Origin of the sequence: Hydrogenophaga sp. PAMC20947, assembly GCF_004795855.1 — a bacterium.
Lineage (GTDB): Bacteria > Pseudomonadota > Gammaproteobacteria > Burkholderiales > Burkholderiaceae_C > Hydrogenophaga.
Window position 1 is genome coordinate 3,946,322 of sequence record NZ_CP039252.1, and the last position, 22,649, is coordinate 3,968,970.

The 22,649-nt window shown below is 67.0% G+C and carries 16 protein-coding genes; 6 read left to right on the forward strand and 10 right to left on the reverse strand.

The window, feature by feature from the left end:
* The first annotated feature begins 119 nt into the window (after positions 1 to 119).
* Positions 120 to 506 (forward strand): VOC family protein, encoded by a 387-nt coding sequence (locus tag E5678_RS18065; RefSeq protein ID WP_136179816.1) that lies wholly within the window; start codon positions 120 to 122, stop codon positions 504 to 506.
* Positions 503 to 946, forward strand: a complete 444-nt coding sequence (locus E5678_RS18070; RefSeq protein ID WP_136179817.1) for a DUF3717 domain-containing protein — start codon at positions 503 to 505, stop codon at positions 944 to 946. Before E5678_RS18065 ends, E5678_RS18070 begins: the two co-directional genes overlap by 4 nt.
* Positions 947 to 1,492: 546 nt before the next feature.
* Here E5678_RS18070 and purB read toward each other — a convergent pair.
* Positions 1,493 to 2,920, reverse strand: a complete 1,428-nt coding sequence (gene purB, locus E5678_RS18075; RefSeq protein ID WP_136179818.1) for an adenylosuccinate lyase — start codon at positions 2,918 to 2,920, stop codon at positions 1,493 to 1,495.
* A gap of 376 nt (positions 2,921 to 3,296) precedes the next feature.
* Between purB and E5678_RS18080 the strand changes: the two genes are divergently transcribed.
* Positions 3,297 to 3,911, forward strand: a complete 615-nt coding sequence (locus E5678_RS18080) for a glutathione S-transferase C-terminal domain-containing protein (RefSeq protein ID WP_136179819.1) — start codon at positions 3,297 to 3,299, stop codon at positions 3,909 to 3,911.
* Between the two features lie 510 nt (positions 3,912 to 4,421).
* Here the strand turns inward: E5678_RS18080 and E5678_RS18085 are convergent.
* Together E5678_RS18085 and glnE are read right to left on the reverse strand one after the other, a co-directional pair.
* Entirely contained in the window at positions 4,422 to 5,126 is a 705-nt protein-coding gene (locus E5678_RS18085) for a hypothetical protein (protein WP_136179820.1), read from the reverse strand.
* A gap of 8 nt (positions 5,127 to 5,134) precedes the next feature.
* Positions 5,135 to 7,879, reverse strand: a complete 2,745-nt coding sequence (glnE, locus tag E5678_RS18090; protein WP_136179821.1) for a bifunctional [glutamate--ammonia ligase]-adenylyl-L-tyrosine phosphorylase/[glutamate--ammonia-ligase] adenylyltransferase — start codon at positions 7,877 to 7,879, stop codon at positions 5,135 to 5,137.
* A gap of 149 nt (positions 7,880 to 8,028) precedes the next feature.
* On the opposite strand from glnE, the gene E5678_RS18095 reads away from it, so the two are divergent.
* Positions 8,029 to 12,243 carry a YhdP family protein gene (locus E5678_RS18095; protein WP_247596821.1) on the forward strand — a complete coding sequence of 1,405 codons (4,215 nt, stop codon included), beginning with the start codon at positions 8,029 to 8,031 and terminating at the stop codon, positions 12,241 to 12,243.
* A gap of 67 nt (positions 12,244 to 12,310) precedes the next feature.
* A complete protein-coding gene (locus tag E5678_RS18100; protein ID WP_136179823.1) occupies positions 12,311 to 13,120 on the forward strand; it encodes a carbon-nitrogen hydrolase family protein in 810 nt (269 codons plus the stop codon).
* A gap of 85 nt (positions 13,121 to 13,205) precedes the next feature.
* Here the strand turns inward: E5678_RS18100 and E5678_RS22365 are convergent, their stop codons facing one another.
* Positions 13,206 to 13,424, reverse strand: a complete 219-nt coding sequence (locus E5678_RS22365; protein WP_168708446.1) for a hypothetical protein — start codon at positions 13,422 to 13,424, stop codon at positions 13,206 to 13,208.
* 118 nt (positions 13,425 to 13,542) lie between these two features.
* Here E5678_RS22365 and E5678_RS18105 point away from each other — a divergent pair, with 118 nt between their 5' ends.
* Positions 13,543 to 14,664, forward strand: coding sequence for an MltA domain-containing protein (locus E5678_RS18105; protein ID WP_247596822.1), 1,122 nt, complete (start codon positions 13,543 to 13,545; stop codon positions 14,662 to 14,664).
* A gap of 90 nt (positions 14,665 to 14,754) precedes the next feature.
* Here the strand turns inward: E5678_RS18105 and E5678_RS18110 are convergent, their stop codons facing one another.
* The 6 genes from E5678_RS18110 to E5678_RS18135 form a co-directional block, all read right to left on the reverse strand.
* Positions 14,755 to 15,384 (reverse strand): hypothetical protein, encoded by a 630-nt coding sequence (locus tag E5678_RS18110; protein ID WP_136179825.1) that lies wholly within the window; start codon positions 15,382 to 15,384, stop codon positions 14,755 to 14,757.
* 274 nt (positions 15,385 to 15,658) lie between these two features.
* Positions 15,659 to 16,084 carry a hypothetical protein gene (locus tag E5678_RS18115; protein ID WP_136179826.1) on the reverse strand — a complete coding sequence of 142 codons (426 nt, stop codon included), beginning with the start codon at positions 16,082 to 16,084 and terminating at the stop codon, positions 15,659 to 15,661.
* A gap of 80 nt (positions 16,085 to 16,164) precedes the next feature.
* Entirely contained in the window at positions 16,165 to 16,989 is an 825-nt protein-coding gene (locus E5678_RS18120) for a CpsB/CapC family capsule biosynthesis tyrosine phosphatase (protein ID WP_210731943.1), read from the reverse strand.
* Complete coding sequence (locus E5678_RS18125) at positions 16,986 to 18,260, reverse strand: hypothetical protein (protein WP_136179827.1); 1,275 nt, start codon at positions 18,258 to 18,260, stop codon at positions 16,986 to 16,988. The genes E5678_RS18120 and E5678_RS18125 overlap by 4 nt, the downstream gene beginning before the upstream one ends.
* Before the next feature lie 21 nt (positions 18,261 to 18,281).
* Positions 18,282 to 20,036, reverse strand: coding sequence for a DnaJ domain-containing protein (locus tag E5678_RS18130; RefSeq protein ID WP_168708600.1), 1,755 nt, complete (start codon positions 20,034 to 20,036; stop codon positions 18,282 to 18,284).
* A 117-nt stretch (positions 20,037 to 20,153) separates the two neighbouring features.
* Complete coding sequence (locus tag E5678_RS18135; RefSeq protein ID WP_136179829.1) at positions 20,154 to 22,640, reverse strand: polysaccharide biosynthesis tyrosine autokinase; 2,487 nt, start codon at positions 22,638 to 22,640, stop codon at positions 20,154 to 20,156.
* Between the last annotated feature and the right edge of the window lie 9 nt (positions 22,641 to 22,649).

The following is a 22,649-nucleotide window of genomic DNA, read 5'->3' on the forward strand; positions in this document are numbered from 1 at the left end:
GGATTGTATCGATCGATGGCCGTAGGCGTCGGCCCTTGGCCCGCCTGGTTTTTCCAAGGCTCGCTATCATTCTCGTTGAGGGGGCTCCAATGCCTCCCGCAGTCTGCAAGGGCCGAACCATGGCATTCAACCGCATCCTCACCAACATCTGTTCCGACGATCTGCCGCGCAGCCGCGATTTTTATGTGGAGTTGCTCGGCTTCGAAGTCAAATTCGACAGCGACTGGTATGTGCAGTTGCAAAGCCCTGCACACCCAGAAATTGAATTCGGCATCATCAACCGTACCAGCGAATTGGTGCCGTCTGGGTTCCAAGAGCGGCCTACAGGCATGTATGTGACCTTTGTTGTGCCCGATGTGGACGCCGTCTTCGAAGTCGCTCAGCGCATGCAACTCCCCATTCTTCAAGAACCGAAAAACGAGTTCTATGGCCAAAGACGCTTTCTGATCACCGACCCCAACGGTTGCCTGTTGGACATTTGCTCGCCGTGGGGAGAGGGCGGGTGACGCTCGAAGCCTCACCCACGCCGGGTGTCGATGGCAGGCCGAGCGTCCACATTGCCGACATCGAGGCCTCGATCAATTTTTGGCGCAAGCGGGATCCGGTGGATCAGCACCTGGCGTTGCGCCCCGAACTGGCGGCACTGGCCGAGGTGTATGCCTTGATGGTTTACCACCACCAGACAGACGCAGACGAAGCAAACATGCCCGCTGCAGCGCGCGCGGCGTGGATGGCTTGGTTCGACACACAGCCCGACACGCCTTGCATAGCGATTTGTTCGACCAGCCAGGGCGATGAAGTTTGCAAAGGCTGCGGGCGGTACTTCAATGAAGTCCAGCGCTGGACCGAGATGACCCCGGCTGAAAAGCGGGTCACCTGGCGCCGCATCACCCTGGAAGGCGATTCCTGGCGCTTCAACCGCTACGCCGAGCGCGCCATCGAATAAAGCCGCGACCCGCGCAGCGGCGAAGGGTGGGGGCACAGGCGATTCACCGCAGGGCCGCCCCAAGGTGAATCAGCCCCCTCGGGGGGCAGCGACCCGCGCAGCGGCGGAGGGTGGGGGGACAGGCGATTCACCGCAGGGCCGCCCCAAGGTGAATCAGCCCCCTCGGGAGGCAGCGACCCGCGCAGCGGCGGAGGGTGGGGGCACAGGCGATTCACCGCAGGGCCGCCCCAAGGTGAATCAGCCCCCTCGGGGGGCAGCGACCCGCGCAGCGGCGGAGGGTGGGGGGACAGGCGATTCACCGCAGGGCCGCCCCAAGGTGAATCAGCCCCCTCGGGGGGCAGCGACCCGCGCAGCGGCGGAGGGTGGGGGGACAGGCGATTCACCGCAGGGCCGCCCCAAGGTGAATCAGCCCCCTCGGGGGGCAGCGACCCGCGCAGCGGCGGAGGGTGGGGGGACAGGCGATTCACCGCAGGGCCGCCCCAAGGTGAATCAGCCCCCTCGGGGGGCAGCGACCCGCGCAGCGGCGGAGCGTGGGGGCTTTTTACCTCAGATGCGGCGCGCCAATTCGGCGGCCATGCCGGTGTAGCTGCCGGGCGTCATGGCCAGCAAGCGGTCTTTTTCCGCTTGGGGGATTTCCAGGCTTCGGATGAGCTCGTGCAGGGCTCCGGCGGTCACGGTTTTGCCGCGCGTGACTTCCTTCAGCTTCTCGTAGGCCCCCACCACGCCGTAACGGCGCATCACGGTCTGGATCGGCTCGGCCAGCACTTCCCACGACGCATCGAGGTCGTCGGCCAAGGCCTCTTCGTTGAGCTCCAGTTTGCCCAGGCCCACACCCATGGAGTGGTAAGCCAGCACCGCATAGCCCAGGGCCACGCCCATGTTGCGCAACACGGTGGAGTCGGTCAGGTCGCGCTGCCAGCGGCTGATCGGCAGTTTTTCAGACAGGTGCTTGAGCAGTGCATTGGCCAGGCCCAGGTTGCCTTCGGCGTTTTCGAAGTCGATCGGGTTGACCTTGTGCGGCATGGTGCTGGAGCCGATTTCGCCGGCCTTCAGGCGCTGCTTGAAGTAACCCAGGCTCACATAACCCCAGATGTCGCGCGAGAGGTCGATCAGGATCGTGTTGGTGCGCGCCACGGCATCGAACAGCTCGGCCATGTAGTCGTGTGGCTCGATCTGGATGCTGTAGGGCTGGAAGGTCAGGCCCAGGCCCAGGGGCTCCGGCGTTTCGATCACGTTTTTGCTGAAGGCTTCCCAGTCGAATTCGGGCCAGGCCGAGAGGTGGGCGTTGTAGTTGCCCACGGCGCCGTTCATCTTGCCCATGAGCTTGACGCTGGCGATTTTTTCGCGGGCCAGGCTCAGGCGAACCACCACGTTGGCGATCTCTTTGCCCACGGTGGTGGGGCTGGCGGTCTGGCCGTGGGTGCGGGCGAGCATGGGCACGGCTGCAAAGGCGTGGGCCATTTCCCGCAGCTTGGCCATCAGGCTGTCCAGCGCGGGCAGCAAAACCGCGTCGCGACCGCCCTTGAGTTGCAGGGCGTGGCTGGTGTTGTTGATGTCTTCGCTGGTGCAGGCGAAATGTACAAATTCTGCCGATTTCTGCAGCTCTGGCCGGGCCTCAAACTTCGACTTGATCCAGTACTCCACCGCCTTCACGTCGTGGTTGGTGACCTTTTCGATTTCCTTGATCGCCAGGCCATCGGCTTCGCTGAAGTTCTTCACCAGCCCCATCAGGTAGGTGCGGGCGCCAGGCGACAGCGGCTTGAACTCGTCAAAGCCGGCGTCCGACAAAGCGATGAACCAGGCGATCTCCACCTGCACGCGGCGGTGCATGTAGCCCTGCTCGCTCATGTAGGGGCGCAAGTTGGCCAGGCGGCCGGCGTAGCGGCCATCCAGCGGGGAAAGCGCTGAAATGGGCGACAAAGCGGCAGCGGGGTTGGGGGTGATCGGAGAGGGGGCGGAGGATGTTGGGCGCATCCGGGGATTGTAGGAGGCGAGCGCCGCCGCACCAAACTGGTCGTTCCGACACCGGCACCCAGCGCCGCGCGGGGTCTTTTTCACCCCGTTCACCCCGTTTTCCCCTGTCGCGCCTGGGAAAGCCGTGTGAAAAGGCCCCAGGGAGGGCTTGCGTGCTTGAGCGTGCAAACACAATGGAACCGGTGAATTTTTGCTCGGGGCGAGGCGCAAACCCCGGCCGCAGCCTTTTTCCAGACCGAAAAGCCCCGGTTTTATGTGCCTGGGAGCGTGCAACAACACACAAGGACCCCACCTGAATCCGGCTGTCAGCCACATTGGGCGCATCGCTCGCTAAAATGGGCGGCCCGGGGTTTCTTTCCCTCTTTCTGCACCACCCATGAAACTCATTGGCGCCATCACCAGTCCCTACGTGCGCAAAGTGCGCATCGTTATGGCCGAGAAAAAGCTGGACTACCAGTTTCTGACCGAAGACGTCTGGTCCGCCGATACACAGATCGCCACATCCAATCCACTGGGCAAAGTGCCCTGTCTGGTGATGGAAGGCGGCGAAGCGGTGTTTGATTCCCGTGTGATCGTGGAATACCTGGACACCCTGTCGCCCGTGGGCAAGCTGATCCCAGCGTCGGGCCGCGAGCGGGCCGAGACCAAAACCTGGGAAGCATTGGCCGATGGCCTGCTCGATGCGGCCATCCTCGCGCGCCTGGAGGCCACCTGGCCCGGTCGCACCGCCGAGCAGCGCTCACAGGCCTGGATCGACCGCCAGATGGTGAAAATCCAGGCCGCTCTGAACGCCCTGGGCCAGGGTCTGGGCGACAAGCCGTTTTGCTCGGGCGTGCACTTCAGCCTCTCCGATGTGGCCGCCGGCTGCGCGCTGGGCTACCTCGATTTCCGCTTCCCCGAGATCAACTGGCGCAATGACCACCCGAACCTGCACAAGCTGGGCGACAAGCTGGCGCTGCGGCAGAGTTTCGTCGACACGGCGCCGGTGTAACCCCCGCACCGCGCCGAAGGCGCGTCACCCCCCAGGGGGCGGCACTGGCGGCCCGGTGAAGCCGGTTCCGCGGTGCCCTGGCTGGGGGCATGGCTGACCTGATGCTGGGTTTGATGCCCATGCCCCAGCGGCCCGACAACACGGCATCCCTCGGCCTTGCTGGACGTGCGTCCTGCGTTGGCCGGAGTGGGTTGGTGCGGTGTGGCTGACTGGGGAGAAGCGCAGCCGCTCGCCTTGACTCGGCTCGCGCTGGGCGGAAAAAGAAAGGCCTGCGAAGCGCCCCGTGGCGAACAAGGGGGGGAGGGAGGAGGAGTAGCGCCTCGGGATTGCATTCGGGCCGAGGCCCGAGCGGCTTCGCAGAGCTGAAAACGTTGAGGAGAAACAGGCGGCTGAACCGGGCCCATGCCGCCTGCCCTGATGGAGCGTTGGGCGCTGAAAAAAGTTCCGAAGCCTGCTGCAACAAGACGTTTTCGAACCCGACGCGCGCGTTGAAGCGCTGCCCAGCCCGTCTCAAGGGTGCACGGTTTCCTGCCGCGAAGAGGCCGAAGAGGCCGAAGACGCCGGGTTTCGCCGGGCCGCGCGTTTGTCCCATCGGTCCACCAGCCAGCCCATGAGCAAGCCCAGTCCCAGGCCCCAGGCTGCGCCGGTGAAGTGGGCGGCCTGCACGATGGAGATGTCGTTGGCGCTGTCCCACACCACCGGGTGGCTCCAGCCCTGCTCCACCAGCAGCTTGCCCACCAGACCCAGGCCCAGCAGGCTGCCCCAGCGCCGCGCCTTGGGAATGGGAATGCGCTGGCGCACCAGCTGCATCGCCAGCACCATGGCGCCCGCGTGCAACACGCCCGACAAGCCCGCCGCGTAGCCGATCTGGGGCCACCAGAGCAGGGTGATCTGCGCCAGCGGCCAAGCCAGCAGCCAGGCCATGCTGCAAGCCAGCGTCGGGCGCACCACCCAGGCAAACGCCGCCAGGAAGCCCAGGCCGATCTGGTTGATGATGAGTTGCGGGGTGTTCAGGTGCACCCAGGCGCTGGTCCACAGCGTCCAGGGTTGGGACAGCCAGCCGTCGGCGCGCCAGATGAAGGCTTCGAGCGTGTTCTCACCCGCCCACCACAGCAGCATGCTGGCCACACCGTGCAGCGCGCAGAGCAGCAGCCAGCTGGGCGAGCGGCTGCGGGCGGTGCTGCGGCGCTGAGCCCCGCCGGTTGGTGGAGCCATGCGCCCGGTCATGCGTGGGCAGCGCCCAACACAAACGCCCACAGCGCGCGCACCGCTTCAACCTCCTGCACCACGCGCTCAGGATCGATCTGGGTGGAGGTTTCGTCCAGCCGCGCCCGGTGTTGAATCTTGCGCAGCGTGCGGTAAGCGTCGGCCGAAGTGGTGCCCATGCCCGGCGGCAGCAGGCCCACCCGTTCGGCGCGGTGCAACATCTTGATGTTGCCCAGGTTGGGCTGCATTTCCGGGTGGGCGTGTGAATGCGCCAACACCATGTACTGCACCGCAAACTCCACATCCACCATGCCGCCCACGCTGTGCTTCACATCAAACAGCTCGCTGGGTACCCGGTGTGCCGCGCGCACCTTGTCGCGCATGGCGGCGATTTCATCGGCCAGCGCTTCGGCGTCGCGCTCGGCGGTGATCACCGCCAGCCGCACCGACTCAAATCGCTCGGCCATGGCCGGGCTCGCCAGCACAGGCCGCGCCCGCGTCATGGCCTGGTGCTCCCAAGTCCAGGCGGTGTTGCTGCCGCGTTTTTGCTGGTAGTTGGCGTAGGCGTCGAAGCTGGTCACCAGCAGGCCCGAATTGCCGTTGGGCCGCAGGGCGGTGTCGATCTCGAACAAGTCGCCCTCGGCCGTCTTGACCGTGAGCCAGTTGATCATCTTGCGCACAAACGCGGCGTAGATTTCGCCGGCATTTTCATCGTCGTCGTCAAAGACAAAAACGATGTCCAGATCGCTGCCGTAGCCCAGCTCCTTGCCGCCCAGCTTGCCGTAGCCAATGATGGCAAAGCTGGGTTCGTCGCGGTGGCGGTTTTTCAGGCGGCTCCAGCACCAGCGGGCCGTGGTGCTCAAGATCGTATCGGCCAGGGCCGAGAGGTCGTCGGCCACAAACTCCACCGTCAACACCCCCTCCAGATCCCGCGCCAGGGTGCGGAACATTTCGGCGTGGTGTGCGCGGCGCAGCAGGTCGAGCAAGGACTCTTCGTCGTCTTCGCCGGTGGATTGCAGCGCCGCCCGGCGCGCCTCCATATCGGCCTCAAACTGCACGCCGTCAAAGCGCTCGGTCAGCAGCTGTTCGCTGGCCAGCTCGTCGATCACGCCGGGGTGCTTGATCAGGTAGCGCGCCGGCCACTTGGCCGCGCCCAGCAAATGCAGCAAACGCTCGTGCACCGAAGGCCGTTCCTGCAACATCGCCAGGTAACTCTCGCGGCGCAGCAGCGGCTCGATCCAGTCGGTCAGGCGCAGGGCCTCGGTTTCGGTCACGCGGCCCTCTTCGATCCAGGCGCCGGTGCGCTCGATCAGCCGCACCAGCCGCGCGCGGGCATCGTCCCGCAGCGACTGCACCCTGGGGTGGTCGCCCCACGCGGCCACCTTGGCCGCGAAGGCCTCGGGCAAGAGCGGCAAGACATCGGGCAGGTCCGTCGCCGTCGCCTTGCTGCAACCCTTGCCATTGCAGCGGTCCTGGCTCGGGCCGCCCAGCAGGGTGTCAAATTCCTGGGCCACGGTCTCGCGGTGGGCGTCCAGCGTGTGCAAAAACTCGCACAGGCTGGCGCAGCCCATGGTGGCCGCCAGCCAGGCGAGGTCGTCGTCCCGGGTTGGCAATACATGGGTTTGCTGGTCATCGAGGTATTGCACCCGGTGCTCCACCCGGCGCAAAAACTCATAGGCCGAAGCCAGGGCATCGGCCGTGGCCGGGGCCATGAGGTTGGCGCGGCAGAGCCGCTCCAGCGCGTCCAGCGTGGGCCGGGTGCGCAGCTCGGGAAACTGGCCCCCGCGCACCACCTGCAGCAGCTGCACCGTGAATTCGATTTCGCGGATGCCGCCGCGTGAGAGCTTCACATCATTGGCCCGGCCCGGATTGCCGGCGGCGCGCTTGGTGGCGTGTTCGCGGATCTGCCGGTGCAGGATGCGCAGCGCGTCAAACACGCTGTAGTCGAGGTACTTGCGAAAGACAAACGGCAACACCGCCCCGCGCAGGGCGCTGGCGTTGCCGCCCTTCACGCTGGCGCGCGGCGCGATCACCCGGCTCTTGAGCCAGGCAAAACGCTCCCATTCGCGCCCTTGCACCAGGAAATATTCTTCCAGCGCACCCAGCGACACCGCGCTGGGCCCCGAGTTGCCATTGGGCCGCAGCGCCAGGTCCACCCGGAACACCTGGCCGTGCTCGGTGGTCTCGCCCACGGTGTTGTAGATGTGTTTGACCGCTTTGCCGAAGTACTCGTGGTTGCTGATGCGGTTGCGGCCTTGTTCGTTGCCCGCGGTTTCGCCGTCGTGGTCGTAAACGTAGATCAGGTCGATGTCGCTGGACACGTTGAGCTCGCGCGCGCCCAGCTTGCCCATGCCCACCACCCACATCTGGGCCCGTTGGGGTCCCGGGTCGGGTTCGGCTGCCGCCGCATCCGCCAAGGTGCCAAAAGTGCTGTCCCGGCTGGGGTCGATGATGGGGGCGCCGTGCAGCTCGTCGAGGTAGGCCCAGGCCAGCTTGCAGGCTTCGTCCAGTGCGATCTCGGCCAGGTGGGTCATGGCCAGCGTGATCACCGCGAGCGGGGCTTGCAGCTCGCAATCGAGCACCGCCAGCCGCTCCAGCACCAGCTGGCGCAACACCCGCAGCGCCGACGGCATGTCCAGCCCCCGCTCGCGCAGCGTGATCAGTGCCTGCTTCTGCAATTCCCGGGTCGGTACCCCGGGCGGCAGGCAGGCCAATTCGTCGGCGTAACGCCGGCGCACACGCTGAACGTAGCGCGAATGCATCACCGACGCGCCTTCCGTGGGCGTGCAACCCTCTGGAGACCAAGAAGATGCCCGTGATGCGGAACCTTGGTGGGGTCCGCCCGTCATAATTTGCATAGGATATGAATCAAAGCCCGGCTCCTCTCGCCTCTGCCCCGCGAATCCCCAAAATGTTCTCCATGACCGCGCGGCTGTTGTTGTGGATGGTGATGGCCGTCTGGAGCCTTTTCGCGCTCACCCTGGGCGCGATTCATTTGATCATTGTGCCGCGAATCGATGACTGGCGCCCTGCCCTGGAGCGATGGGCGACCCACGCGGTGGGGGTTCCCGTCAAGGTGGGTGCGATCCGCGCCGAAACCCAGGGCGCTGACGCCGAGCAGGGCTGGGCATGGCTGCCCGCGCTGGTGCCGGCGTTTGAGTTGCGTGACGTGCGCCTCTATGACCCCGCCGGCCGCGAGGCTTTGCAGCTGCCGCAGATCAACGCGTCCTTGTCGGTGCGCTCGCTGTGGCGCCTGGGGTTTGAGCAGCTGGTGATCGATTCGCCCACGCTGGACGTGCACCGCACCGCCGACAGCCGCATCCTCGTGGCCGGGCTGGATTTTTCCGGCCCCGCCGAACAAGGCCGTGGTGGGGCCGACTGGTTTTTCTCGCAAACCGAATTTGTGATCCGCGGCGGCACCGTGCGCTGGACCGACGATCTGCGCCAGCAACCTCCGCTGGCGCTCGGTGAGCTGAACCTGGTGGTGCGCAACACCGCGCGCAGCCACCAGTTCCGCCTCGATGCCACGCCCCCGCCGGAATGGGGCCAGCGCCTGAGCTTGCGGGGCCGGCTGCGCGAACCCTTGCTCAGTTTCGCCGCCATGACGCAGCGCCAGCCGGATGCCGCGCCCTGGGACAACTGGAGCGGTGAGCTGTTTGCCGATTTTGCGCAGGTCGATGTCTCGCGCCTGCAGGCCTATGTGGACCTGTCGGCCTGGAACGTGAGCGTGCGCTCGGGTCAGGGCGCCTTGCGCGCCTGGGCCGATCTCAACAAAGGCCGCATCACCGGCGCCACGGTTGACCTCTCGCTGCAGCAGTTCGCCACCCGCCTGGGCGCGCAACTCCCCGAGCTCGCCATCAGCAGCCTGCGCGGTCGCATGAGCGCCCAGTGGGACGTTGCCGGCTTTGCCGTCGCCAGCGACAACCTGCAGTTCACCACCACCGATGGCCAGGCCTGGCCGGGTGGCGTCTTGCGCCTGACCCACCAGCGCGCGCAGGCGCGTAAAGCCGCATCGTCCCAGCTCACCGCTGACCGGGTGGATCTTGCCGCCCTCGCGGCCATCGCCACCCGGCTGCCCCTGCCCGATGCCAGCCGCGCCCTGTTGCTGCGCCTGCAACCGGCCGGCCAGCTCGAAGACCTGCGCGCCGATTGGCAAGGCGCACCCCCGGCCGGCGACGGCAGCGCGCCGGCCGACGCCCTGGCCGCTGCCTGGCAGCCCGATCGCTACCGCGCCACCGGCAAGCTGGTCGCGCTGGCGCTGACGGGCGAGCCGCGCGCGCAGGCGCCCGGCGAACACATCTTGCCCGGGCGCCCCGGCGTGCGCGGGGCCAACGCAGACTTCGATCTCAACCAGGACGGCGGGACGGCCCGCCTCGTGATCGAAGGCGGCGCGGTCGACCTGCCCGGCGTGTTCGCCGAATCGCTGGTGCCCATGCAGCGCCTGGAGACCCAGGCGCGCTGGGCCATCAAAGGCGAGCGCATCGATGCCTGGTTCGAGAAGCTGAGCCTGGCCAACGCCGACACCGAAGGCACAGGCTCCGTGCATTGGCACACCAGCGATCCCAAAACCAGCAACGCCCAGTCGCGCTTTCCCGGTGTGCTGGATCTGAGCGTGCGCCTCACCCGGGGCACCGCCAACCGCGTTTACCGCTACCTGCCCATCGCCGTGGGGCCAGACACCCAGCGCTACGTGCAAGCCGCCGTGTCAGGCGGGCAGGTGGGCCCGGTCGATTTCCGCATCAACGGAGAGCTCTGGGATGTGCCCTACAACCTGCCCGGCGCCCAGGGCGAGTTCCGCATCGCCGCGCAGCTGCAGTCGGTGGATTTCGCCTATGTGCCCGCCTACCTGCAGGCCGAGGGTGATCTCGCCTGGCCGGGCCTGAAGGGCGTCAACGGCCAGCTGGTGCTCGACCGCGCGTCGCTGCAGCTCTCCGGCCTCACCGCGTCCATCGACGGCGCGCCCGCCGTGCGCCTGAGCCAGGCCGAGGTCGGCATTGCCGATCTCGTGAAAGACCCCCTGCTCACCGTGAGCGCCTCGGCCCAGGGCCCGGCCAACGATGTGGTGGCTTATGTGCGGCGTTCTCCCGTGCATTTTTTCACCGGCCAGGTGCTGGAGCGCGCCACCATCAGTGGCGCGACCGACGTGAAGTTCAAGCTGCAGCTGCCGCTGAACCACATCGACAAAACGGCGGTGCAGGGCTCGGTGGCCTTCACCGGCAACGATGTGCGCATCAGCCCCGACACCCCGATGCTGGCGCGAACCGTTGGCCAGCTCACCTTCAGCGAACACGGCTTCAACATCCCGGCGGCGCGTTCCCAGATTTATGGCGGCGAACTGCGGTTTGAAGGCGGCATGTCCCCCAGCCCCCAAGGGGCGGCGCGCATCCGTTTCAAGGGCCAGGGCACGGCCACCGCCGAAGGCCTGCGCAACGGCGAGCTGGGTCTGGTCTCCCGCCTGGTGGAGCAGGCCAGCGGCAGCGCGGCCTACACCGCCGAGCTGGGTTTTCGCGCCGGCGTGTCCGAGCTGAACGTGCGCAGCAACCTGCAAGGCATGGCCTCCAGCCTGCCGGCGCCCTTGTCCAAAGCCGCCGCCGACAGCCTGCCCCTGCACTACGACAACCGCGTGCTCACCGTGTCCACCGAAGCCAGCGGTGAAGTCGCCCGCACCGACCGCTTTTTCTTGCAGCTGGGCGAGCCCGCGCAACCCTTGGCCACGCTCGACTACGAGCGCAGCCTGAGCGCCGGCGCCGAGCCGCGGGTGGTGCGCGGCAGCATCGCGGGCGGCCTGGCGCTGGGCGAATCGGTGCCCATGCCCGCTGCCGGCGTGCAGGCCAACATCCGCTTTCCCCAGATCGACGCCGACGCCTGGGAGCGCTCCTTCGCCCGCATCACCGGCGTCGACCCCCATGTCACCACCAGCGGCGCCAACAAGGGGACCACCGGGGCCGAAGACGACAGCGCCAGCCTGCGCTACCTGCCGACCAACCTCGCGGTGCGAACCGAGCACCTGCTGGTGGGCGGGCGCACCTTCAACAACCTGGTGATCGGCGGTTCGCGCGAAGGCGGGCAGTGGCGCGCCAACGTCAACGCCGAGCAGCTCAACGGCTACCTGGAATACCGCCAGCCCTCGGGCAATTCGGCCGGCAGCATCTACGCCAGGCTGGCCAAGCTCACCCTCGCGCCTTCGGCCAAAGCCGAAGTGGAGCAGCTGCTGCAACAGCCCAACAGCATGCCGGCGCTCGACATCGAGGTCGATGACTTTGTGCTGGCCGGTCGCCAGCTGGGTTTTGTGGCGATCCAGGCGCAAAACCAGGGCCGCGAAGGGCGCGCACGCGAATGGCGCCTCACCAAGCTCAACCTGCGTGTGCCCGAAGCGCGGTTCAACGCCATTGGCGACTGGGCCCTTTCGCCCGCCACCCCGACCACGGGCAACACCACCGCCAGCGGTACACGCCGCACCGCGCTGCAGGTGGAGCTCGATATCCGCGACGCCGGCGCCCTGCTGACCCGCTTCGGCCAGCCCGGCACCGTGCGCGGCGGGCAAGGCACCATCAACGGCACCGTGGGCTGGGTCGGCTCACCCATGTCGCTCGACTACGCCAGCCTCTCTGGCCAGCTCCATGTCGACATCAAAACCGGCCAGTTCCTCAAGGTTGATCCCGGCGCCGCCAAGCTGCTGAGTGTGCTGAGCCTGCAGGCGTTGCCGCGCCGCCTCGTGCTCGATTTCCGCGATTTTTTCTCCGAAGGGTTTGCGTTTGATTTTGTGCGCGGCGACGCCACCATTGCCCAGGGCGTGGCCCGCACCAACAACCTGCAGATGAAAGGCATCAACGCCGCCGTGCTCATGGACGGCAGCGCCGACATCGCCAACGAAACGCAGGATCTCAAGGTGGTGGTGGTGCCCGAAATCAACGCCGGCACCGCCGCCCTCATCGCCACCGCGATCAACCCCGCCATCGGGCTGGGCACCTTCCTCGCCCAGTACCTGCTCAGCCAGCCGCTGCAAAGCGCGGCCACGCAAGAATTCCACATCACCGGCGGCTGGACCGATCCCCAGGTCGACAAGGTGGACCGCCGGGCCGCTGCATCAAAGCCTGCCTCGACGCCACCCCGCAGCCTGCAGTAAGCTCGCCCCTTGGGTCGGCCTGCGCCCGCCCCACCCAACACCGCCCCCAACGCCACCAGGAAACGCCATGAAAGTTGCTGCCATCCAGATGGTCTCGGGCATCAGCCTAGACGCCAACCTAAGCGAAGCCTTGCGCCTGTTGCGCCAGGCCGCCCAGTGCGGCGCCGAGCTGGCCGTGTTGCCCGAATACTTCTGCTTCATGGGCAACAGCGATGCCGACAAGCTGATGCTCGCCGAAACCCCCGGCCTGGGCACCGTGCAAGATTTTCTCTCCGACGCCGCCCGCGATCTCAAGATCACCCTTGTTGGCGGCACCCTGCCCATGGCCACCGACGACCCCACCCACGCGGCCAACGCCTCCATGGTGTATTCGCCCAAAGGCGCGCAGCTCGCCCGTTACGACAAGGTCCACCTCTTTCGCTACGACAACGGCCGCGAAAGCTACGACGAATCGAAGGTCCTGGTGGCCGGGGAAACGCCGGTGGCCTTCGATTGCCACAGCCGCAGCACCGGCACCGACTGGCGCGTGGGCATGAGCGTTTGTTACGACCTGCGGTTTCCCGAGCTGTACCGTGCCCTGGGGGCCGAAGTGTTGCTGGTGCCGTCGGCCTTCACCTACACCACCGGCCAGGCCCATTGGGAAGTGTTGCTGCGCGCGCGCGCCATTGAAAACCAGGCCTATGTGATCGCCAGCGCCCAGGGCGGCCAGCATGAAACCGGCCGCAAGACCTGGGGCCACACCATGATCATCGATCCCTGGGGCGACGTGCTGGGCCTGCAGGCGCAAGGCGCTGGCGTGGTGCTGGCCGATCTGAGCAAAGACCGGCTGCACAGCGTGCGCCAGCAGCTCCCGGCCTTGCAACACCGCCGCCTCTGAGCCCGCCCGCATTGCATGCCGGCGCTAGGGGCTGTAGGGATGAAGGCACGAAGGCGGGGGCCGCAGCCGCAGCCGCAGCCGTGGATCAGCGCTTGGGGCCACCGGCTTCCTCGTCCTTGTCCTCGCCCTTTTCGCCTTTGTTGCCTTTGTCGACCTTCTCGCCCGCCTTTGGCGCACCGTCAGGCAACTCATCCGCCACATCGCTGGGCAACTCGCCATTCTTGCGCCCGGAAAACATGGTCCACCACACAATGAACAGCAACAACACCAGCGCGCCGAGCGCTTCAAGGAACAACAAGGCCATAGAGCAAAAAGGGGTGTGGGTGGACAGGATGGCAAAAGTGAGCAGCCTCCCGGGCCGTCTTCGGCTCTGGGCTTCGGCCTTGGTTTCGGGCCCAGGCAGGCGTTGGTGGCAAACGGGTTTGACCGCGCTCATTGTAGGAAGCCTGGCCGCCTGTGCCGTGGGGACGCGCGATTCAACCCCGCCTGGTGTGGGCCCGGGCGCGGTCGCCAGCGGCTCGTTGCCGCCCGATGTGCTGCGCGGCGGCAGCCGCTGGACGGCCGTGCAGTGGGCCGATCTGCCCGGCTGGGGCCAAGACCAGCTCTTTGAAGCCTGGAACGCCTGGGTGCGCGGCTGTGAGCGCCCCGCGCCCCAACAAGCCCAGCTCTGCGCAGAAGTCCGCCCGCTGGCCATCGCCACCCCCGAAGAACAGCGCGCCTGGATCGAGCGCCGCCTCCAGCCCTACCGCGTGGTTGAGCCCAGCGGCAGCGCACCCAGCGGCCTGCTCACCGGCTACTACGAACCCATCATGGCCGCCAGCCGTGTGCCCACCGCCACCCACCGCACCCCGCTGCACGGGCCCCCGGCCGGCCTGGCCAAGGGCCAGACCTGGTACACCCGCAAAGACATCGACACCCTGCCCGCCGCCCGGGCCGCGCTGCAAGGCAAGGCCATCGCCTGGGTGGCCGATCCCATCGACGCCCTGATCCTGCAGATCCAGGGCTCGGGCCGCCTGCGCATCACCGAGCCCGATGGCCGCCAGCGCGTGGTGCGCCTGGCCTTCGCCGCCCACAACGGCCAGCCCTACCAAAGCGTGGGCCGCTGGCTGCTCGATCAGCGCGCCATCCGCGAAGCCTCGTGGGAGTCCATCAAAGCCTGGGCCGTCAGCAACCCCTCGCGGCTCAACGACATGCTCTGGAGCAACCCCCGCACCGTGTTTTTCCGGGAAGAAGCGCTGAGTGAATTCGATGCCCAGTTTGGCCCGCGCGGCGCCCAGGGCGTGCCCCTCACCCCCGGCCGTTCCATCGCCGTTGACCCCACCAGCATTCCCTACGGCACCCCTGTCTGGCTGGCCTCACAAGGCCAGGCCTTCAACGGGCAAAAGCTCGTGATGGCGCAAGACACCGGCGGCGCCATCACCGGCGCCGTGCGCGCCGATCTCTTCACCGGCTGGGGCAGTTGGGACGATCCGGCCTACCAGCTCGCCTCAAGGCTGAAGCAGCCGCTGCAGCTGTGGGTCTTGTGGCCGCGTTCGGGCGGCTGACGAAACAAAGCCCCAGCGCCCTGGCGGGGGCTGAGGCTGTTGCCGTTGTTTCAGTTGTTTCGGTAGTAGCGGCTTCGTACGCCGCCGCCGTCAGGAATTGGAGCCGTTGAAAATGCAGACCAGATCCGGGTTTTTGAGCTTGGCTTCCTGGCAGATGACGGCAAATGTGGCCTTGTCGCGCTCTTCGGTGCCGGCGCTCCAGTTGCCCATGCCGGCGCCCAGGCCGATCAAGGGGCACAAAACCGCTGCACCGCCGCCCGTGGCGATCGCTGCGATAACACACAGGTTGTTGGCCGCTGCGCCCCAGCCCAGGGCGCCGTACATGCCCCACAGGCGGGGTTGTTCCATGGGTGGGCTTTCCTTGATCCGTTGGTAGGCCACGGCCTTGAGTCCCAGCGTGACCAGCCCCAGCGGGTTGGATTCTGCGGCGCCGAGCAACAGGCCCATGCCGGTGCTGCCCACGTCAGCCGCCTGGCCAACCACCGCGCTGGTCTGCAAGCCTGCGTTGGGTTCGGCTGCGGCCAAGGGCTGCACGCTGGCGGCCCGGGCATGGGTGTCTGTGCTGGCGACGATGAACGCGCTGTCTTCTGCGTGGGCCAGGCCCAGCGAGGTGCAGCAGACCGCCGCGATCAACCAGACGCGCAGCCCGCTTGACTGGGGCTTGCCCAGGGCGCGAGCCGTGGGGTGCGCATGGCTGGAAGGGGCAGCGGTGAGAGACATGATCGGACTCCAGAAGAGGGGGATTCACCGGCCTGCCTTGCTCAGCGCACTGTGCATCGCGGCCGTGTTGTCTCTCCTGTATCGACAGGGGTCTGGAAAAGTTGCGGTGTTTTTTTGAGGAACCTTCAGAAAAGCGGTGTGAAAGGGGGCGTATTCGGCCCATCCCCGGCTCGCCGAACCCGGTCTTGGCCCTGTGAACAGGCGAAAAAAAACCGCATCAGCTCGCGCTGTGCGGTTTTGAAATCAGCCGGCTGAAACAGCCGGTTGAAAAAAATCAGTTGTTGCTGATGGGGGTGTTGTTGCTCTTGGTCGCAACGGACAGCGCAGCCACGCCGCCGACGGCAGCCGCCACGGTGAGCGGCGTGATGGCGCTGGCGGCGCCAGCGTAGGTGGGCGCGGTGCCCGCGGCCTGAGCGGCCACCAGGGATTGGCAGTTGGCCAGCGTGGCGGTGAACGGGCCACCCGGCACGGTAACGGCGCAGGAGCCGCCGAAATTCAGGCTGACTGCGCTGCCCTGGGGCACCACGATCTGTGCGCCGTTGGGAATGGTCATGCCGTTGGTCAAGGTCTGCAGGGTATTGCCCACGGTCATGGTCGGCACGCCAGTGGCGCCGGTCACGGTGGTGGGGGCCGCAGCGGCCTGGGCCATGGCGGAACCGGCCACAGCCAGGGTCAGCAAAGCGAATACGTACTTTTTCATCAAATTCTCCGTAAGTTGTAACAATGATACGAGTTGGAAAAGTGGGCGGTCAAGCGATATGTCTCTTTTTGCGATGGGATTCACGCCTTTCGTCGGAAAAGGCGGAATTTCGACTTCCATTGGCTCCAGTTGGCTGCAAAAGTGCCCACCGCCCCTGTTGGGGCGGGGGCCTCGGGCAGCGCCCAGTCTTGCGGGGGCCGGTCGTCCAGCACCGCCTGGGGCCGGCCCACCACCAGGCGCTCGGCTTCTTCTTCTCCAAGCAAGCGCCGCGCCAGCTCGCGCGCTTCGCTCAGGCGCGGCAGGCGCCGCCCGGCGGAATGGGCGTCGCTGGCGATCAGGTGGGTGTGGCCCTCGCCCAGAAAGCGTTCGCCCCAGTATTTGGCGCGGGGGCCGAAGGTGCCGGTGAGGGCGCCTGCGGTGAGCTGCATCCAGGCGCCTTGTTCGATCAGCCGCAGAAACGTGGGGTAGTGGGTTTCGACCCAGGTCAGGCGTTCGGGGTGGGTGATGATGGGGGTGTAGCCCGAAGCGATCAGGTTGAACACCGATTCTTCGAGCCGCGGCGGCGGCGTGGTGTGCGAGGGCTCCAGCAAAAAGTAGCGTGAACCGTGCAGCGTGGGCACGCGCCCGCTGCGCAGGCCATCGAGCAGGCCGGGCACCAGGTGCACGTCGGCCCCCACCACCAGTTTCAGCGGTATGCCCTCGGCGTCGAGCGCGGCTTGCAGCGCCACCACCCCCTGCTGAATGCCCGGGCCGTCGTTCATGTACATGCCGGGGTAGATGTGCGGCGTGCAGGCCATGGTGTGGATGCCGTCGGCCACCGCAATGCGGGCCATCGCCAGCGACACGTCCAGCGTTTTGGCGCCGTCGTCGATGCCGGGCAGGATGTGGGTGTGCAGATCGATCATGTCCCGGGGGCCTCGTTGGGTTGCTGCACCAGCTGCAGGTCGTCAAACAGCGCTTCGCCGCGCAGGCCGGTTTTGGCCTCATAGGGGGCAAAGGTTTGCAGGGTGAGCCGCGCGCCAAAGCCGGCGCAGTCAAACGGCATGGTGGCGCTGACTTGCCAGGTGGTCCACTCGCGGCCGGTGGTTTTCAGGGCCGGGGAGCGGGCGAGCTCGCGGCCGTCTTTGGCGCAGCTCAGCACCCAGGCCAGGCCTTGTTCGCTGCGCAAATCGGTGGACTGCATGCGCCCGCTCAGCACATAGCGCCCGGGCAGCAGCAGCAAGTCTTGCCGCAACACCGGGGGCTTCATCGCCTTGCCGGTGAAGCTCACTTCCAACACCTGGCCGCGCTCCTTGCGCCCCACCGTGGCCACGCGTGCGCCCGAGCGGTGGTCGTTGGCATCGGCCACTTCCCAATCAAAACCGCCGCGCACAAACGCCTGCTCAAAGCCGCCGTTGAACACCAGGGGCAGCGGCCGGTTCCAGAGGTGGCGCCACAGGGCGTGGGCCTCCATCCAGCGGTCTTCGCGCTTGAGCTGTGCGATCAGGAACTGGCCCAGCGCCGGCGTGAGCCCGCGTTGTTCCCCGCGTTGCGCCATGAGCGCGAGCACCAGCGGCATCGCGCTGCCCACCGCCAGCTTCTCTTGGGGCATGGCGCGCAAGGGGCGGTCGAGCCAGGCGCCGTCGGTTTTGGCCGCGGTCATCAGCGCGGCCATCAAAGGCTCGCTGTTGCCGGCCTGTGCGATCAACACCGCCAGCAGCCGGGTGGCGTTGGCGTCTGCGTGGTAGCGCGAGAGGCGAATCAATGGGTCGAGCGCCTGGGGCCATTGCTGGGCGCTCACCGCGTCGTTGGCCTGTATGCGCAACACGCGGGCGTCTTGTGGCGCCGCGCGCACGGCCGCCGCCAGCAAGGCCTGCCCATCGAGGCCGGGCGGGGCTTCGGGCTGGCGGGCCCAGGCCGCCAGCGCCACCAGGGCCTGCGAATCGCCCGGGTTCAACGCCAGCCGTTCCTGCAGCCGCTGCACCTGCTCAGCGGGTGTGCGGCCCATGATGTCGTCGCACACCGGCAGGTGGGGCCACTCGTCTTTCCAGCAAGACATCGTGATGTTCACGTCCCAGGCTTTCCAGCCCAGCCACAGCGCGCCCACCAGCAGCGCCACCGCCGCCAGCGTGCGCGCCGGTGTCAGCGGCAGAGCGCTGTCGGGAGTTGAGGCGGGGGTGGCCAGGTGGGCGGTCATGGGGTTTCGGGGCAGGGCGCTTCAGCGGGCGCGGTTGAGCACCAGCTGGGTCAACACCGGGCGGCCGTCTTTGGCCAGGAAATACGCGCTCATGTTCAGCTCTTTTACCTGCTCCACCTGTTTGTCGTCTTGCACGACGAGCTCGACCACGCCGTCCACCACAAAGTGTTCGGCCACATGGCGCGAGCGAAACAACACCTTGCCCATCTGGACCACGCGCTGACCCGCCAGCTGGCGTTGGTAGGCGGTGACAAAGTTGCTGGCCGCCGGGTGGTCGCGCCAATGGCCTTCGAGCCACTGCACGGCGTTTTCGGCTTTGCCGGTTTGCAGGCCGCTCAACACCTGGCTGAGCTTGACCTGCACCTGGGCCATGGTCAGGCGCGCGGCGCCGGTCTCGACCGCTGGTGACGCGGGCGCTGAGGTGGGCGGGGTTGGTGAGACGGGATCAGGGGCTCCGGTGGGGGCGGTTGCAGCAGCTGGGGTTGCGGTCGCTGGGGTCTGTGCCTTGTTTGCCGTGGTGGCGAGCAGGGTCGGCAGGCTGTTGCTCGGAGGGGTGACCGAGGTGGTGCCGATGGACGTGAGCGACAAACGTGTTTCCAGGGCCAGCGCCAGGCGGCTGTTGTCGTCGCCGTCGTTGTTCGTGGCGTTGTCGTTCTCGGGCGCGGCCTTCATGCGCCATGTTCGCGCGGGCTGGCTGCTCGCGGTGTCCGCTGGCGCCTGTGCAGCGTTGGCGAATTCAACGCGGGTGCGGACCGGCGCGCGGCGGGCGGGGGCTGCCGGGGGGGTGCCGGTGTTGGTATCGGTGGCTGTGGCTGTGGCTGTGGCTGTGGCTGTGGGGCCAAGGGCCAGGGCGGTCTTGGTGGTCTTGGTGGCGGTGTCTGGGGCGGGGTTGGGGGTGTCGATCCCTGTTCCCGAGCCCGCGCCCGCGGCTTCCCGCGCCAGGGCGGCGTCGGCGGCGAGCTCGGCTTTGGCCTGCTCGATGGCGCTCATCGGGGCGCTGTTGCTGGAGCGGTTGTTGGCGGCGTTGGTGGTGTTGCCGTTGGGGCGCTGGGCCACCAGCGAGCTGTCGTTGTGGCCTGGGGACAAAAGCCACAGCAGTGCTGCGCAAGCCACGGCGCCGGCGGCGGCCAGGGCCATTTTTTGCGTGCGCCGGCGGCGGCGCACGCGGGCATCGCTTTCATCGTCGCTCTCGAAGCCGCGTGCCACGGTGTGTGCCGAGGCGTGGGCCGGTGGGTGCGCCGCGGTGGCATGGGCGGCCACGGGCTTCACAGCCATGCCCGGGGCTGTGAAGCCCGTGGCCAGGTGGGCGTCGTATTCGCTGCGCTTCACCACCGAGCTCAACACGTCGTTGGCCAGGTTGATGCGCGAAGCGGCATCGGCTGGCCATTCGTCGCCTGCGCCCGCGAAATCGGGGTGGGTGAGCCGGATCATGAGCCGGTAGTGGTCGCGCAGGGCCTCGGGCCCGTGGTCGGGCTGCAGGCCCAGCACGCTGTAGTGGTCTGTGCCGGGGCGCAGCAGCACCGTGCGCACAAAAAACCGCGCCGCCCGCTGCACCGCGCCGGTGTGCTGGCCGGGCATCAGCGGGGGCAGCCCTTCTACCGGTCGGCCCGCTGCCAGCAGCATCACCGCTTGGGTGTGGTCAAACAACACGTGCGGCTCGCGCAGGGCCAGGGCGAAGCGCCCGGGCTGTTGCTCAAAGTCGAGCAGCGTCTGCACCAGGTTGCTCAGATCGGCCGCAGGGCTCCAGAGTGTGGCGGGCGTGGGGCTGGTGCTCATGGTGGCGACAAGGGGCGGGTGGCGGGGGGCAAAAGGTGGGCGGGACTCACAGGCGCATGGGCTCAAGGGCTCACGGCGCATGCGTTCATGGGGCCGTGCGCTCGTGGGTCCAGAAGCTCAGGCCGTGGCCGGCTTGTCGTTGCCGGGGCCGCTCGGGCCGCCGGGCAAGCTGGGCTCCTGGCGCGCGGCGGCGGCAGCGGGCAAGTTGCCTGCAGCGGGCGTGGCCCGGGCCGGGGCTGCCGCTGCGGCGGGCACCGCGTCGCCGTAGCCGTAATAGGCTTCGTAGGCGTAATCGCTGGTGTGCTCCATGCGGGCGTGGGTCAGCGCCACACCCATGGGCTGCAGGCCGGCGTTGCGCAGGCGGCGCAGGCCGTCTTTGATGCTGTTTTTCTTGGTCTCCGAAGCCTTCACCGCAAACACGATGTGCTGGATCTGGTTGCCCAATACGATGGCGTCGGCAATGCCCAGCAACGGCGGGCCGTCGATGATCACTTGCGAGAAACCCAGCGCCTGCGCTTTGTCGAGCAACATGCCCAGCTTGGGGCCCATCAGCAGCTCCACCGGATCGGGCGGGCAGGGGCCGGCCGTCAACACGCCCAGGTTGGGCACGCGCGTGGCCAGGATCAGGCTCTCGGTGCCCATGTCGCCGGTGAGCAGGTTGGACAAGCCGCGCTCGTTGGGCAAGCCCAGCGCCTTGTGCACCGAAGCCTTGCGCATGTCGGCGTCGATCAGCAACACCTGCTGGCCCAGCTGGGCGAAGTTGATGGCCAGCGCCAGCGCCGTGGTGGTCTTGCCTTCGCCCTTGCCGCAGCTGGTGACCATGAAGCGCTTGGGCGCGCCGTCGGTGGTGGAAAACTGCAGCGCGGTGCGCATGGAGCGGTAGGCTTCTGCAAAGGCGCTGCGGGGGTCGGTGTGGGCCAGCAAAGCCACCGCTTCGTTGGTGTTGCCCTTGGGGCGTTTGGTGTGGGGAATCCAGCCCAGCAGCGGCAGGCCAAAGAAGCTTTCGATTTCGTCGGCGTGTTTGATGGAATCGTCCATCTGCTCGCGCAGCAGCGCGGCCAGCATGCCCAGGAAACCGCCCAGCAAAATGCCCAGCGCGATGTTGATCAGCGGCTTGGGTTTGGCCGGGAACAGCGGGGCCTGCGCTTCGTCGATCACGCTCAGGTTGTTGGTGGTGAGCCCGCCGGTCACGCTCACTTCTTTCAACCGCTGCAACAGGCTGTCGTATACCTGCCGGTTGGTGTCGAGCTCGCGCTGCAACAGGTTCATGTCCACGCTGCGGTCTTGCACCGCAATCACCTCGCTGCGCGAAGCCGCTACCCGCTGGCGCAGCAGCTCTTCTTGCCGCTTGGCCGCCTCAAACTGGCCCCGGATCGACGCCAGAATCGTGCCCACCTCGGCCTTGATGCGGCCATCGATCTCTTCGATTTGGGCCTTGAGCTGCACCATCACCGGAAAGCCCGGCTTGTACACGCTCAGGTTTTTGGCGTATTCGGCGTCGATCTTGGCCTTTTGTTCTTTGTAGGTCTGGATCGCCAGGTTGTCGAGCACCTGGGGCGCGCTCGCCGGATTGAGGCGCACCTCGTTGTACTGGCTTTCGGCCTTGAAGCGGTCTTGCTCTGCCTTGGCCAGCGCGCTGGAAAAATCGACGTAGTTTTGCGTGGTGGCGCTGGTTTTGTCGCCCAGCGAAAGAATCGAATTTTTCTTGGCGTATTCGTTGATCACGCGCTCGCTCTCTTCGAGCTTGGCCTTGGTCTGCTTGATCTGGTCTTCCAGAAACTGCCGCGCATACACCGACGATTCCAGCTTGCGCTCCAGGTTGATCGCAATGAAGGCCTTGGCCATGGTGTTGGCGATGCGGGCCGACAACTCGGCGTCGCTGTTCAGCACCTGAATTTCCACCAGCCGCGAATTGCGAATCGGCTCGATCTTGATCGAGCGTTGAAACGCACCGATCGTTGCGCTGCGGCTCAGGGTTTGTGCGTTTTGGCTCGAAGGCGTGAACAGCTGGGCAAAGTTGCCCGTGAGTTGCGCCCACAGGCTGCGCTCGGCCAGCTCACCATTGGCCGTTGCCGCATCAAGGCCAGCGCCGGGCAGCGTGCCACTGTCAACCGCAGCAGCTGCTGCTGGTGCCTCCATGGCGCCGGGCAAAGCGGTGGGGGCGTTGCGCTTGTACAGGCCCAGCTCGTCGATCACGCGCTCGGCCAGGGTGCGGCTTTGCAGCAGCTCGATCTGGGTGCGCAGGCTGATGGCTTCGGAGCTGGCGCCTGGGTCCATCTCGACTTCGCTGTTGAAGCCCACCACCTTTTGCGCCGCCCGGTCGATCTGGATCAGCGTGGTTGATTGGTATTGCGGTGTTTGCCGCAGGGTGAACACCACCGCCGCCAGCGTGCACAGCGCCGTGATGCCCACGATCATCCACTTGTGCTTCATCAGCGTGCGGAAGATGGCCTTGAGGTCGATCTCGTCGTCGGCCTCTGCCGCCGCCTGGGCCTCTTCGCGGGCCAGCACATGCGTTTGCAACATGCGCGGCTGGTGCAGCGCCAGGGCGCCGGCTTGCGGGTGGGGGGGCTGGGCGAGGGGCAGGTGTTCGTTGGCAGACATGGCGGCTGG

Bases quoted from the DNA above. Each gene is read 5' to 3' on its own strand.
- E5678_RS18065 (WP_136179816.1), top strand. From the start codon at position 120: ATGGCATTCAACCGCATCCTCACCAACATCTGTTCCGACGATCTGCCG.
- purB (WP_136179818.1), bottom strand. From the start codon at position 2,920: ATGCGCCCAACATCCTCCGCCCCCTCTCCGATCACCCCCAACCCCGCT.
- E5678_RS18080 (WP_136179819.1), top strand. From the start codon at position 3,297: ATGAAACTCATTGGCGCCATCACCAGTCCCTACGTGCGCAAAGTGCGC.
- E5678_RS18085 (WP_136179820.1), bottom strand. From the start codon at position 5,126: ATGGCTCCACCAACCGGCGGGGCTCAGCGCCGCAGCACCGCCCGCAGC.
- glnE (WP_136179821.1), bottom strand. From the start codon at position 7,879: ATGCATTCGCGCTACGTTCAGCGTGTGCGCCGGCGTTACGCCGACGAA.
- E5678_RS18095 (WP_247596821.1), top strand. From the start codon at position 8,029: ATGTTCTCCATGACCGCGCGGCTGTTGTTGTGGATGGTGATGGCCGTC.
- E5678_RS18100 (WP_136179823.1), top strand. From the start codon at position 12,311: ATGAAAGTTGCTGCCATCCAGATGGTCTCGGGCATCAGCCTAGACGCC.
- E5678_RS22365 (WP_168708446.1), bottom strand. From the start codon at position 13,424: ATGGCCTTGTTGTTCCTTGAAGCGCTCGGCGCGCTGGTGTTGTTGCTG.
- E5678_RS18110 (WP_136179825.1), bottom strand. From the start codon at position 15,384: ATGTCTCTCACCGCTGCCCCTTCCAGCCATGCGCACCCCACGGCTCGC.
- E5678_RS18115 (WP_136179826.1), bottom strand. From the start codon at position 16,084: ATGAAAAAGTACGTATTCGCTTTGCTGACCCTGGCTGTGGCCGGTTCC.
- E5678_RS18120 (WP_210731943.1), bottom strand. From the start codon at position 16,989: ATGATCGATCTGCACACCCACATCCTGCCCGGCATCGACGACGGCGCC.
- E5678_RS18125 (WP_136179827.1), bottom strand. From the start codon at position 18,260: ATGACCGCCCACCTGGCCACCCCCGCCTCAACTCCCGACAGCGCTCTG.
- E5678_RS18130 (WP_168708600.1), bottom strand. From the start codon at position 20,036: ATGAGCACCAGCCCCACGCCCGCCACACTCTGGAGCCCTGCGGCCGAT.
- E5678_RS18135 (WP_136179829.1), bottom strand. From the start codon at position 22,640: ATGTCTGCCAACGAACACCTGCCCCTCGCCCAGCCCCCCCACCCGCAA.